The following is a 12,690-nucleotide window of genomic DNA, read 5'->3' as shown; positions in this document are numbered from 1 at the left end:
CGACGAACTGACCGTCCACACCCCCGACCTCGACGACGTCTTCTTCGCCCTCACCGGCCCGGCCGACATCCCCAACCAGCCGAACCAGCCCAAGGAGAACGCCCGATGAGTACCCTGGCCCTCGCCGTCCGCGATTCGTCCACGATGCTGCGCCGCAACCTCCTGCACGCCCGCCGCTACCCCTCCCTCACCCTGAACCTGCTGCTCACGCCGGTCATGCTCCTGCTGCTCTTCGTCTACATCTTCGGCGGCACGATGGGCGCCGGCATCGCCGGCGGCGGCCGCTCCGCCTACATCGCCTACATCGTCCCCGGCATCCTGCTGATGACCATCGGATCCACCGTCATCGGGGCCGCGGTGTCCGTCGCCACCGACATGAACGAGGGCATCATCGCCCGCTTCCGCACCATGGCCATCCACCGCGGCTCCGTCCTCATCGGACACGTCGTCGGCAGCGTCCTGCAGTCCCTCGCCAGCGTGATCCTCGTCGGCGCCGTGGCCGTGGCCATCGGCTTCCGCTCCACCGACGCCACCGTCCTGGAATGGCTCGCCGCACTCGGCCTGCTGGCCCTGTTCGCCCTCGCGCTCACCTGGATCGCGGTCGGCATGGGCATGGCCAGCCCGAACGCCGAAGCGGCCAGCAACAGCGCCATGCCGCTCATCCTCCTGCCCCTCATCTCCAGCGCGTTCACCCCCGTCGACGCCATGCCGGGCTGGTTCCGGCCGATCGCCGAGTACCAGCCCTTCACCCCCGCCATCGAAACCCTGCGCGGCCTGCTCCTCGGCACCGAGATCGGCCACAACGGCTGGCTCGCCATCGGCTGGTCCATCGCCCTGGCCGCCCTCGGCTACCGCTGGTCCACCGCCTCGTTCAAGCGCGACCCGAAGTAGCCGCCATGAACCCGCGGGCCGCCTCCCGCGCATCTCGTCCCACCCGGGGCGGCGACCACCGACATCACATCGGTGGACGCCGCCCCGTCGGCGTCACTCCGCCCTTCACATCCAAGAGGGTGACGGATCATCAGGTCTGCCCCGTGTGGCCGGTTACTTCATTCAAAGTGCCTGCTCCCCCGCTCGTGCTGACGGTGCGTCAAAGGATCCGGCGTCCCCCATTGGGGCGAATAGCCATACGACCAGTCGGCCGTATTTTCCTCGCGTTCCGGACGCTGCCGATATGACAGCGGAAAGGGGCGTCATTACGTTCATTCTCGATCGGCATTTCCCGCCGATTTCGTGGAGTGAAGGAGCAGTGCATTGCGTACTCGTACCATCGCGGTGGTCGCCGCCTCCGTGGGTGTGGTGGCCACCGCAGCCACGGGTGTCACCTACGCGAATTCCGTCCCGAAGTCTGCCGCGAAGTCCGCGCCCCAGTCGGTCCCGGCCGTCCAGGACGTCGCGCCCGTCGGCGCTACCTTCGGCGGCGAGAGCGGCTCGAACGACAGCGACAGCGACAGCTACAGGAAGGGCGACTCCCGGCAGGGCGACTCCCGGCAGGAAGGCTCCCGGCAGCAGGAAGACGGACGGATCCAGGTCAACGAGCGCTCGTACTCGGCCGACCCGGGCACCTGCATCGCCGTCGTCAACGTGCTCAACGGCGGGCTGGGCGCCGTCACCTTCAACGTCCGCAACGACTCCAGGAAGACCGTCGAATTCTTCAACGGGATCACCTGCGACAACGGAGCTCCCGCCGCCACGGTCGGCCCCGGCAGCGCCACCAACTCACTTCCCGGGCTGACGACGACGCCGGTCAACGGGCTCCCGGGACTCATCGTGGGCAGCTTCCGCGTCGTCGGCTCGAACGACTCGGGCCGACACCACTGAGCAGCATTCTCCGCCTGTCGTAACAGAACCCCGGCCCGCCGTAATCGGGCCGGGGTTCCGGCACAGCGTATCTCGCCGAAAAAGAGCATCCGGACCTGCGAACGGGCCGGATGTCAGGCGTCCCCCCCGCCCATCCGGACACTCTCACCCTCGGCGGGAGGGCCGGCCGAGCCGCGGGAAGCGCTTTTTGGGGGGCGTGGCTTCGGGCTTCGGTGAGTGTCAGATCCATCATGCCTGTTCGGGGGTGGTTTTCGGTAGGACGGAGCGCACGTGCGTTCGGGCTTGATGCTGGTGGTGGTCGGCCCGCAGACTCGTCGTCATCCACTCTCCGGCGTTCGTGTCGGCATCCGTTGCGGGCTGCCGGCGCGTTCGTCGTGCTGTGTCGTCGTGTGACGGGTGCGGGCCGGGGGGTGGGGGGACGAAGGGGGAGCGATGGATCAGGACATGGTGCTGCGGGCGAGGGTGAAGCTGCTCAGCGCGAACCGGCGGGTGGTGCGCGGTGTGGAGGGGCTGCAGATCTACCGCCTGCTGGTGCAGGTCGCGCCGGAGGTGTACGGCTCGAAGCTGGCGTACGTCCTGGTGGAGGCCAGTGCCTCGCCGTTGGTGCGTGAACTGCCCGGTCGGCGGCGGGCGTTGCTGGAGGAGGCGATCGCGGTGGCCGCGGCCCTCGACACCGCGAATCCCTACCGGGACAAGATGCTGGCGAGGGCTCTCGCCGCCCGGCGGGAACTCGACGGCGGGCAGACGACGTAGCACCACCAGATGTACGGCCGTTGCCGGAACGGTCGTGCGCGACAGCCGATTCCTTGCAGGCGGCTGTCGCGCACGACCTCGTGGCCGCGCTGCTACAGCGCCATCTCGTACGTCCCGGAGAGTGCCTCGACACGCTGCCAGACCCGCTCCGAACGTGCCTCGTCCACGACAGGACGCCGGACCGCGCCCAGTGCCCAGGCCTGCTGTCGCGCGGTGGCGGAGTCCTTGCCGTGCAGTTCGACGGAGTGTCCGGAGAAGTCGCGGACGAGCACGGCGAACAGCTCGTCGAGCACGGACCCGTCCAGGTCCGTCAGACGCGCCTGCTCCAGAATCAGCTGTCCGTGCACCACCAGTGCGAACAACTGCCCCACGGAGAGGAGGAAGTCGAGGTCGCGGCTCTGCTCCTCGTCGGGGGCGACGGTGGTGACGAACTCGCACAGGGCGTCGGCCTGCTCCCGGAAGCGAGCGACGTTCGGGACCTCGGCGTACGCGTCGTAGGCGGCGCGCCAATCGTGGAAGCGGACGGAACCCAGGCCGCGAGCCGGTCCCTGCCGGAAGAGGAAGTCGTCGTCGGCCGCGTCGAGTCGGGTCGGGACGACGGGCACGTCGATCGGGTCCAGCAGGTGGTTGCGCATGAACTTGAGGATGAGCGCGAGGTTGACGTGGACCGTGCCCTCGAGCTTGGGCAGGCCCCGGATCTCGACGGCGGCCTGGGAGAAGTAGTTGTCCTTCTCGAAGCCCTTGGCGGCGATGACGTCCCACATCAGGTCGATGACCTTCTCGCCCTCCGTGGTCACCTTCATCTTCGTCATCGGGTTGAAGAGCAGGTAGCGGCGGTCCTCCGGACCGGCCGAGCGGAAGTAGTCGACGGCGCGGTCGCTGAACAGCTTCATGCCGACGAGGCGGACGTACGCCTCGGTCAGTTCCCGGCGCACATGGGGGAAGGCGGTGACGGGGCGGCCGTAGAGGATGCGGTTGTGCGCGTGGGTGACGGCCTCGTACATCGCGTGCTCGCAGATGCCGATCGAGGCGGTGCAGAGGTTGAACTTGCCGACGTTGACGGTGTTGAGGGCCGCGTCGAAGGCGGCGCGGCCGGTGTGCAGGACGTCCTCGGGAGCGACCGGGTAGTCCTCCAGGCGGAACTCGCTGACGTACTTGGAGGAGTCGACGACGTTCTTCACCAGGTGGTACGCCGGGTGGCGGCTGTCGGCCGCGAAGAAGACGTAGCCGTCCGGGCCGTCGACGTCGGTGCGGCGGCCGAACACGGAGACGAGGCCGGCGGCGTTGCCGTTGCCGATGTAGTACTTGGAGCCGGTGGCCCGAAAGCCGCCGTCGCCGTCGGGTTCCAGCAGCATGTCGGTGGAGTAGATGTCGGCGCCGTGGGTCTTCTCGGACAGGCCGAAGGCGAAGACCTCCCCCTGGGAGAGGAGGTCCGCGGCGCGGCTGCGGGCGGCGGCGTTGTCGCTCTGCCAGACGGGGCCGAGACCGAGGATCGTCACCTGCCAGGCGTACCAGTAGTCGAGACCGTAGAACCCGAGAATCTCGTTCAGGGCGGCGATCCGCGCCGTGTCCCAGCGCTGGTCCTCGTCTCCGGCGGCGGAGGCCGGGGTGAGGAAGGTGGCGAACAGGCGCTCCTTGGCGGCGAAGGCGAGGAAGTCACCGAGCCAGGCGCGGGAGCGGTAGTCCTCGATCAGCCGGCGCTTGCCGCGCTCCTCGAACCAGTCGACGGTGGCGCGCAGCAGCCTGCGTGTCTCGGGGTCGAAGTGCGCCGGGTCGTAGGTGTGCGGGTTGAACAGCAGAGCATCGGCCATGGAGGTTCGCCTTCCGGGGGATGGGGGGTCGAAGAGTGCCGTACGGGGACGGACGGAGAGGGTGTGTCTCAGGCGGAGTGCGCCGACGGGCCGCCCACCGCGAGACCGGCCCTGGAGCTCAGGGTGTGCAGGGTGGCGAGGACGTCGTCGAGCCAGGCGATCGTCATCCGCTCGTACGCGATGCCACCGCGCAGTACGACGTGCTGCAGTTCCTGACCGGCGTCGAGCGGTACGGGGGCGTCGGGCCCGGTGAAGTCGCGCAGCTCCCCGGTGAGATAGTGCGCGAGCCGGCCGCTGTGGACCTGGTGGTGCCGCTCGACCTCGTCGATGAGCGCCGCGGGGTCGTCGAAGGCGGCACCCCGGATCTTCACCGCGAGATCGTGACGAAGGCTCTCCGGTTCGATCGGCTCGTGCAGCCAGCGGGAGAGGGCCGCGCGGCCGGGGTCGGCGACGGAGTACTCCTTCTTGTCCGGCCGTCCCCGCTGCGGTACGTCGCGGACGGTGAGCGCGCCCTCGCTCTCCAGACGTTTGAGAACGCGGTAGATCTGCTGATGCGTGGCGGTCCAGAAGTAGCCGATGGACCGCTCGAACCGCCGGGCCAGTTCATAGCCGGAGCCCGGCTTCTCCAGCAGGGAGACGAGGATCGCGTGGTCGAGCGCCATGCGTCACAGCTTTCTATGCAACTTGTTGCATAGGCAAGGGGCGTCGCCCTGGTGAGACACGGCTCACCCGGGCGGCGGTGGGCGCAGGGCGGCTTCGCGCGCGGCTTCATGGGAAACGGCCGCCTCCGTGCGGGAGGCGGCCGTGGTGGTGGGAGGGGTTGCGGGGCTGGTCGGGCCGGGTCCTAGACGCGGTTCTGGAAGACGCAGTTCCACACGTGGGTGCCCGCGACGCTGCCGTCGGCGCGTACCGCCTGGAGGGTGTAGAAGTGCGTGGTCCCTCGCGCGGCCGTGGTGTCCGTGTAGGCACGGGTCTCGGCCGGCAGCAGTCCGGTGTGCAGCGGCTCGTACGCGTGCGTGGCCGGGTTCCACCGGCTGACGCGGTAGCCGGTGACGGTGGCGCACTCAACCGTGTTGTCGCACCGCCAGTTGATGGACGGCCCGTCCGCGTCGGGTCCGCCGATCACGGTGCCGTAGCCCATGCTGCCGAGGGCCCAGTCGCGGGTGACCGTCACGGCCGGCCGGACGTCCAGCTCCGTGGCCTCGACGGTGGTGACCGTCGGGTTGCTCGGGTGCAGCTGGTTGCCCCAGCGGTCCTTGGCGACGACGGCGTACACGTACGTCTCGCCGTCCGGCAGGTCGCCGCAGAGGACCGCGAGCGGGTCGCTCGTGCCTTCCCGGCAGGAGGTGGCGCTGAGCCACTTGACGCTCCCGTCGGCCTGCCGGGCGCCGGTCCAGGCCACGTAGCCGTCGGCGTCGTCCTCGGCGGAGGCGTCCCAGCTCAGCAGCACGCCGTCGGCGCGCGGGGTGGCCTTCACGCCGGTGACGGGGCCGGGTGCGACGCGGTCGCCGGTGCGGACGACCAGCGGGGCGGACAGCGCCGACTCGTTGCCGGCCGGGTCCACCGCCGCGACGGCGTACGTCACGTACGTGCCGGCGGGCATGTCCAGGTCGTGGCAGAGGCCGCCGGTGCTGGTCTCGTCGCTCTCCTCGGCGCAGGTCACGCGGGTGAGCGCGGCGGGGTCGAGAGTCGTTCCGGGCGAGCGGTAGACGTGGTAGGTCCCGCCGTTGTCGTAGTCCTCGTAGAAGCCGTCGGGCTGCTTCCAGTACACGTCGGTGTAGCCGATACGGACCACGGAGCCGAGGCTGGTCGGGGACTTCGGCGGCGTCCGGTCGACACCGTCGCCGGTGACCGTCGCGTACGTGCCCGGGTTGCCGAGGGCGTCGAGGGCCCGGATCCGGTAGTACCGGGCGGCGTTCGGGGGTGCGTCGGTGCGGTACGACGTCGTGGCCGTCGTACCCAGCAGTGCGAACGGGCCGGCGGCCGCGGGGGCGGCGTACACCTCGTAGGTCGCGGCCTCGGCGGCCGGCTGCCAGTTCAGCGTGGCCCACCACGCGTCGCTGACGACGCCGAGTCCCGTCGGGGCCGCCGGGCCCGTACGGTCGACGGTGGTCGTGGTCACGTCGGGGCTGCCGGCGGACTCGCGGCCGGCCTTGTCGACGGCGCGGGTCTCGTACAGGAAGGTCTGGCCCGTGGCGGGCGGCGCGTCCGTGAAGGACGGGGAGGTGAGCGGCGAGGTGCCGCTGACCTTCGTCCACTGGGTGGTGCTCAGCCGACGGTAGACGCGGTACCCGGCGAGGTCCATCTCCTTGTTGACGGCCCAGCGCAGTGTGGTCTTCGCGGTGTCCCGGTTGTACGCGGCGGTGAGGCCGGCCGGCGCGAGCGGTTCGACCGTGTCGACGGCGGTCTCGGTGCGCGGAGCGTAGGTGAAGGAGGCGTTGGCGTTTCCGGTCCAGGCGACGTAGTCCACGCGCAGGGTGTGCTTGCCGGCCGGGACGGTCAGGTCGACGGTCCTGCGGACGGTCGCGGAGACGTTCTTCCACAGGTCGATCTTCCGGACGCCGTCGACGTAGACGCGCATACCGTCCTGCGTGGCCGCGGAGAGGCGGAAGGGGCCGCCGGAGCCGAAGTCCCGGGTGAGGGACCAGCGGACGGAGAAGTTGTCCTTCGGCAGGGTGACGCCGGCCGGGTCGCCGCTGCCGTAGTTCTCCGCGATGGCGGAGTCGCAGGCGGTCAGCCTGGGTGTGCCGCCGAACGAGGTGTTGGCGAAGAACTGCGCCTTCCAGGTGGGGGAGGTGCAGGTCACGGCCGCGGAGGCCGGAGCGGCGGTGATCAGGCCGCCGGTGGCGGTGAGCGCGGACATCAGGGCCAGCGCGATCAGCCGGTTGCGAGTCATCAACGAGGAAAGGCCCTTTCCGGACCGACGTGGAACACGTGAAACAAGGTGACAGCTGTGTGACTGCTGAGGACGCGGCAGGGTTGCTCTCGCTCGCACACCTTTTCGGCCGGACATGCGGACGTCAGGGGGCGGCGCGTTCGGCCTCGGCCGCCAGGACCGACTCAGGGACCGACTCGGGACCGACTCGGGACCGACTGAGGACCGACGGACCGACGGACCGACGCAGGACCGACCCAGGACCAACTCGGCCTCCGGGCCGACAGCGTTGAAGCGCAGCTCGTCGAGGCCCCGCGACACGGCCTGTCGGTGCCAGGAGCTATTGTCCGGCCTGCTCGTCTCATCGTTTGTTCACAGGAGTTCCATGCGCCTCAAGCAGGTCTCGCTCGTCGCGGCCATCACGGTCGTCGCCGGGCTGACCACCGCCACCGTCGGCCTCGGCGGCCCGGCCGCCTACGCCGACACCAGCGCGGTGCTGCCGCTGTCCGGCTACGCGGACATGGTGGTCGACACGGCACACCGGCATGTCTTCTTCAGCCAGGGCGCCGGTTCGACCGGCATCGTCGTGACCGACCTGTCCGGTGCACCCGTGGTCACCCTCGGGGACGAGCGAGGTGCCACCGGACTGGCCCTGTCGTCCGACGGCGGCACGCTCTACGTGGCTCTGGCGGACGACGACGCGATCGCCGCGATCGACACGGCGACGCTCACCGAGACCGGCCGCTGGACGACCGGGGCCGGCAGCGCACCGCACTCCGTCGCCGTGGCGGGCGGCCGCGTCTGGTACGGATACACGGCCGACGGAAAGGGCGGCATCGGATCGGTCGACCCGTCCGCCGCCGCCCCGGAGGCGACGCCCCACCCGACCATGTCGCACTGGTCCGTCGCCCCGCTGCTCACGACGGGAGGCGGCGTGCTCGTGGCCGAGGAGCCGCAGCAGAGCCTCAGCCACGTGGCCACGTTCGACGTCTCCTCCGGCACGCCGTCGGCCGAGGCCGACACCCTGGTCTTCGGCGGCAGGGCGAGCGGGCTCGAGGTCACCGGCGACGGTACGAAGGTGTTGCTCGCCGCCCCGCAGCAGGTCGCCCTCCAGGCGTACCGCAGCTCTGACCTGTCCTCCGCCGATCCCGGCGTGTACTTCACCGGCGGCGGGGGCTCCGCCCCGAACTCGGTCGTGGCCGACACCGACGGCACGATCGCCGTCGCCGGCACCTCCGGCATCTACCTGTACGCCGGCCTGAACAACCTCGCCGAGAACCGCGTCACCTTCCCGTCAGGCACCACCGTGGCCCCCGACGGCCTGGACTGGGGAGCCGACGGCACGACGCTCTACGCCGTCACGCGCGACGCGTCGAAGGCCTACACCCTCAACGTGCTGAGCACGGCGAAGCTGAGCGACACCCAGCTCTCGCTGGAACACCCGCCGTACGCGGTCCCCACCGAGCAATACACGATGACCGGCTCGCTGAGCACCCGCGGCGTGCTGCCGGCCGGCGCACCGCTGAAGGTCACCCGCGACGGAACGCCCCTGCCCGATGCCACGGTCGGCCGGGACGGGACGTTCACCGTCACCGACACCCGGCAGGACGAAGGCAGTTACGTCTACGAGGTGTCGTACGCCGATGACGCCACGCACAGGCCCGTGACGGTCTCGCGCACGGTGTACGTGGCGAGGCTGCCCACCACCCTCACGGGTCCGGAGACCACCTCGGCGACCCCCGGCTCGGTGAGCTTCGGCGGATCGCTGCTGACCCAGCTCGGCCTGGGCAGCCTCCCCGAGGGCACCACCGTCCAGGTCGCCCGGAGGAACGACGACACCCAGGAGACGGTGCCGCTCCCGTCCGTCCCCGTCGACCCGGCCACCACCCGGTTCACCGTCACCGACGCGCCGGGCGTCGCCGGACGGTTCACCTACATCCTGTCCTACGCGGGCGACGCCACCCACGAGCCGACGACCGCCGGGATGTCCATGGGCGTCGGCCTCTACGCCCCGTCCATGAGGCTTCAGGCCCCGGAGACCGCGACCCGGGGCGCCGCTCTGTCCCTCACCGGCAGGCTCACCGCCGCGCCCTACGGCAGCGGCCGGACGGTCACCGTGTCCCGCACCGACGCCGCCCACACCACGGCGCCGGTGAAGTGGACCGTGTCGCTGGGGACCGACGGCACGTTCACCGTGAAGGACACGCCGTCCGTCGGCGGCGCCAACACCTACACGGTGACCTACTCCGGCGACGACGCCCACCGGTCGGCCACCGCGTCCGCGATCGTCGAGGTCTCCCGCGCGGCCACCTCCCTGTCCGTCACCACCAACGCGTCCTCGTACGCGTACGGCGCGACGGCCACCGTCACCGCGCACCTCGGAACGACGTACAACGGCCGTACGGTGTCGATCTACGCCACGCCCAGCGGCGGCGGGCAGACGCTGATCAAGACGGGGACCGTCGACGCCAAGGGCAACCTGACGGCCACGTACAAAGTCAACCGCGGCACGAGGTTCGAGGCGTCCTTCGCGGGTGACCACCGCTATGCGCCCGAGTGGGCCGTACGTGCCACCAACGCCTACGCGAAGGTCGTCACGACGCTCGGCGGTCACTACACGAGCACCACGTACAGCGGCACCACCTACCGCGTCTACCACCGCACGGTGAAGCCGACGCTGACCGCGACCGTCACGCCGAACAAGGCGGGCCAGTGCGAGCGCTTCCAGGTCCAGCGGTACTACGGCGGAGCCTGGCACACCCTCACCACGTCGGGCTGCGTCACCCTCGCCTCGAACAGCACCGCGAAGGCCCAGCTGAGCCTGACCAACGCGCTCAACCAGAAGTTCCGGGTCCGCTCCCAGTACGAGCACAGCAGGACGGACACCGCCAACCTGAGCACGTGGAGCGGCTGGCTCTACTTCACGGTCAAGGACTGAACTCCATGTGAAAGGCCCCCGCCGGAAGGACGGCGGGGGCGACCGGTGGGCGAACGAGGGGGCGACCGGGTGGCCGGCCGGCCTCGACCTGATGGGGGTTGGGCAGTGAAGAACGACGACATTCCGTCGGTACCTGACGCGGTGTGGCTGGAGGAACGGCTGGGCGAAGGCTCGCTCTGGCGACCCGACGAGGCCGCTCTGCCGGCCGAGCTGACGCATTCCGGGACGAGGGAGTTCCTGCTCACGGTCGGCTTTCCCGCCGTCCACCTCGACGTCGTGGGGATCGACACCAGGCACGTGCGGGGCGAGGACCCGCTGGAACCGGTCGACGCCGACGAGATCTTCGGGGAGCGCTACCCCGACGACGACTCCCCGCCCGAGAACTTCTGCTTCACCGTGGCCACCTGGTACGACCAGCACCTGATGCTCGACGCGGCGGACGGAGGCATCACCCACTACGACCCCAACGGCTGGGACCACGGAGCCGGGTGGAAGGGCCCGGCCGCCGACTCGCTCCCCGTGCTGGCCGTGCTGCTCGGGCTGATCGCCGAGTCGAGCGACGCCCTGGATTCGGCCGACGACGCCGTACGCGCGGCCGCCGTCGCCGAACTGCGCCGGCGCATGACCGGCCTGGAGCCCTGTGCGGGCGACTCCGAATTCTGGGACGGGGCCTTCGAAGACCTGGTCTGACAGCGTCGCCGAAGAGGACGGACGTCGCCGGGACCCGGCGCGGCGGCGGAGCCGCCTTCCGCGGCGCGCCCAGGCCGGGTGCTCGGACGATCTCCAGGGCTCGGGCCGCAGCCAGGGGCGTCACCGGTCTCGAGTTGAGGCCTCGCACGATCGGCGTAGCGTGAAGAAGACGGACCGAGCCCAGGGACAGGGCGCGCGGCGGGGAGCGACGTCCCACAGAGAGCCCAGACGCCCGCTTCCGCGGGCGTCACGCCTTCCTGGCACAGCCGGCGGGGTCCAGGCACGAGGAGCGATCGCTATGGGCAAGCTCTCGATCGAGCAGTTGCGTGAAGGCGTCCGCGGGGCGGTCGCCACCCCGGACGACGATGCCTATGACGAGGCGCGCAAGGTCCACAACGCCATGATCGACAGACGGCCCGCTGCCGTCGTGACCTGCGTCAACGCGGGCGACGTCATGGCCGTGGTCGACTTCGCGCGGGAGAACGGGCTCGACCTGGCGGTGCGGGGCGGCGGGCACAGCGTGCCCGGCTTCGGTACCTGCGACGGCGGAGTCGTGGCCGACCTGTCCGGGATGCGTGGCGTACGTGTCGACCCCGTACGCCAGACGGCACGCGCCGAAGGCGGCGCGACCTGGGGCGACTTCAACGCGGCCACGCACGCCTTCGGTCTGGCGACGACCGGGGGGATCATCTCGACGACCGGTGTCGGCGGGCTCACCCTCGGTGGCGGCATCGGCTATCTCGCCCGCGGACTCGGGCTGAGCTGCGACAACCTGATCTCCGCCGATGTGGTGACCGCGGACGGCCGACTGCTCGTCGTGAGCGAGGAAGAGCACGACGACCTCTTCTGGGCCCTTCGCGGTGGCGGTGGCAACTTCGGCGCGGTGACCTCCCTCGAGTTCCGGCTCAGCCCCGTCAAGGACATCTACGGCGGGCCGATGCTCTTCGAACTGGAGGACGCCGCCACCGTACTGCGCTCCTTCAGCGACTACATCGCCGATGCACCCGAGGCACTCGGCGGCTTCCCGGCCTTCCAGCTGGCCCCGCCGCTCCCGTTCATCCCGGAGAACCGGCACGGCGACCCCTTCGTCCTGATCGTGGCGTGCTGGGCGGGGCCGCTGGACGAGGGGCCGAACGCGCTCCAGGCCTTCCACGACTTCGCGCCGGTGGTCGCCGAGCACGTCGGGCCCATGCCGTACCCCGCGCTCAACAGCGCCTTCGACGCGCTGGTACCGCCCGGCCTCCAGCACTACTGGAAGGCCAACTTCGTGACCGACCTCAGCGACGACGCGATCGCGGCGCACGTGCAGCACGCGCCACGGCTGCCCGCCGTGAACTCGACGGTCCACATCTACCCCATCAACGGTGCCTGCCACCGAGTCGCACCGGAGGCGACGGCCTTCGCCTACCGGAACGCCTCCTTCGCCACCGTCATCGCCGGTATGTGGCCCGACCCGTCCGCCAACGAGGCCAACATCGCGTGGGTGCGCGACTACTACGACGCCACCGCCCCGCACTCGGAAGAAGGCGGCTACGTCAACTTCATGGCCGACGACGACCAGGACCGGATCAGGGCCAACTACAAGACCAACTACGACCGCCTCGTCGAGGTCAAGCGGACGTACGACGCGGACAACCTGTTCCACCTGAACCAGAACATCAAGCCCTAGGCCGGGTCCGCAAAGTCCCGTCTGGCTCGCGACGCCCGGCACGCACTCCCCCAGACGACGCCACTTTGCGGACACGACCTAGTACTGCAACGGTGTCTGCCGTGACTGCTGGCCAGGTCGGTCGTTGGTGTGG

General features: G+C 70.3%; 9 protein-coding genes and 1 pseudogene. 7 read left to right on the top strand and 3 right to left on the bottom strand.

What is annotated here, in order from left to right; all coding sequences use genetic code 11:
• The 4 genes and pseudogenes from IE275_RS45200 to IE275_RS45185 form a co-directional block, all read left to right on the top strand.
• A pseudogene (locus IE275_RS45200) lies at positions 1-109 on the top strand (ABC transporter); the annotation flags it as partial.
• Positions 106-891 carry an ABC transporter permease gene (locus tag IE275_RS45195; protein WP_189718535.1) on the top strand — a complete coding sequence of 262 codons (786 nt, stop codon included), beginning with the start codon at positions 106-108 and terminating at the stop codon, positions 889-891. The pseudogene IE275_RS45200 and the gene IE275_RS45195, both read left to right, overlap by 4 nt.
• A gap of 363 nt (positions 892-1,254) precedes the next feature.
• Positions 1,255-1,821 (top strand): hypothetical protein, encoded by a 567-nt coding sequence (locus IE275_RS45190; RefSeq protein WP_229871432.1) that lies wholly within the window; start codon positions 1,255-1,257, stop codon positions 1,819-1,821.
• A gap of 432 nt (positions 1,822-2,253) precedes the next feature.
• On the top strand, positions 2,254-2,574 hold the full coding sequence (locus tag IE275_RS45185; RefSeq protein ID WP_189718534.1) for a hypothetical protein: 321 nt from the start codon (positions 2,254-2,256) through the stop codon (positions 2,572-2,574).
• 92 nt (positions 2,575-2,666) lie between these two features.
• Here the strand turns inward: IE275_RS45185 and IE275_RS45180 are convergent, their stop codons facing one another.
• The 3 genes from IE275_RS45180 to IE275_RS47040 all read right to left on the bottom strand — a co-directional run bounded on the left by IE275_RS45180 (position 2,667) and on the right by IE275_RS47040 (position 7,281).
• Positions 2,667-4,385 carry an acyl-CoA dehydrogenase family protein gene (locus IE275_RS45180; protein WP_189718533.1) on the bottom strand — a complete coding sequence of 573 codons (1,719 nt, stop codon included), beginning with the start codon at positions 4,383-4,385 and terminating at the stop codon, positions 2,667-2,669.
• Between the two features lie 68 nt (positions 4,386-4,453).
• Positions 4,454-5,047, bottom strand: coding sequence for a PadR family transcriptional regulator (locus tag IE275_RS45175; protein ID WP_189718532.1), 594 nt, complete (start codon positions 5,045-5,047; stop codon positions 4,454-4,456).
• Between the two features lie 182 nt (positions 5,048-5,229).
• Positions 5,230-7,281: a PA14 domain-containing protein gene (locus IE275_RS47040; RefSeq protein WP_189718531.1), complete on the bottom strand. Its 2,052-nt coding sequence runs from the start codon at positions 7,279-7,281 to the stop codon at positions 5,230-5,232.
• A 364-nt stretch (positions 7,282-7,645) separates the two neighbouring features.
• On the opposite strand from IE275_RS47040, the gene IE275_RS45165 reads away from it, so the two are divergent.
• The 3 genes from IE275_RS45165 (at position 7,646) to IE275_RS45155 (ending at position 12,557) form a co-directional block, all read left to right on the top strand.
• Positions 7,646-10,198 carry an RHS repeat domain-containing protein gene (locus IE275_RS45165; RefSeq protein ID WP_189718530.1) on the top strand — a complete coding sequence of 851 codons (2,553 nt, stop codon included), beginning with the start codon at positions 7,646-7,648 and terminating at the stop codon, positions 10,196-10,198.
• 105 nt (positions 10,199-10,303) lie between these two features.
• Positions 10,304-10,888, top strand: coding sequence for an SUKH-4 family immunity protein (locus IE275_RS45160; protein ID WP_189718529.1), 585 nt, complete (start codon positions 10,304-10,306; stop codon positions 10,886-10,888).
• A gap of 298 nt (positions 10,889-11,186) precedes the next feature.
• Entirely contained in the window at positions 11,187-12,557 is a 1,371-nt protein-coding gene (locus IE275_RS45155; RefSeq protein WP_189718528.1) for an FAD-binding oxidoreductase, read from the top strand.
• Positions 12,558-12,690: the final 133 nt, after the last annotated feature.

The sequence above is a fragment of the Streptomyces phaeofaciens genome (assembly GCF_014648915.1).
In the GTDB taxonomy this organism is placed as follows: domain Bacteria; phylum Actinomycetota; class Actinomycetes; order Streptomycetales; family Streptomycetaceae; genus Streptomyces; species Streptomyces phaeofaciens.
Note: the sequence above shows the minus strand (reverse complement) of the source record. Positions and strands in the feature narration are given on the sequence as shown.

What these genes read in the sequence shown, in the direction of transcription:
- IE275_RS45195 (WP_189718535.1), top strand. Translation starts at nt 106, where the DNA reads ATGAGTACCCTGGCCCTCGCCGTCCGCGATTCGTCCACGATGCTGCGC.
- IE275_RS45185 (WP_189718534.1), top strand. Translation starts at nt 2,254, where the DNA reads ATGGATCAGGACATGGTGCTGCGGGCGAGGGTGAAGCTGCTCAGCGCG.
- IE275_RS45180 (WP_189718533.1), bottom strand. Translation starts at nt 4,385, where the DNA reads ATGGCCGATGCTCTGCTGTTCAACCCGCACACCTACGACCCGGCGCAC.
- IE275_RS45175 (WP_189718532.1), bottom strand. Translation starts at nt 5,047, where the DNA reads ATGGCGCTCGACCACGCGATCCTCGTCTCCCTGCTGGAGAAGCCGGGC.
- IE275_RS47040 (WP_189718531.1), bottom strand. Translation starts at nt 7,281, where the DNA reads ATGACTCGCAACCGGCTGATCGCGCTGGCCCTGATGTCCGCGCTCACC.
- IE275_RS45165 (WP_189718530.1), top strand. Translation starts at nt 7,646, where the DNA reads ATGCGCCTCAAGCAGGTCTCGCTCGTCGCGGCCATCACGGTCGTCGCC.
- IE275_RS45155 (WP_189718528.1), top strand. Translation starts at nt 11,187, where the DNA reads ATGGGCAAGCTCTCGATCGAGCAGTTGCGTGAAGGCGTCCGCGGGGCG.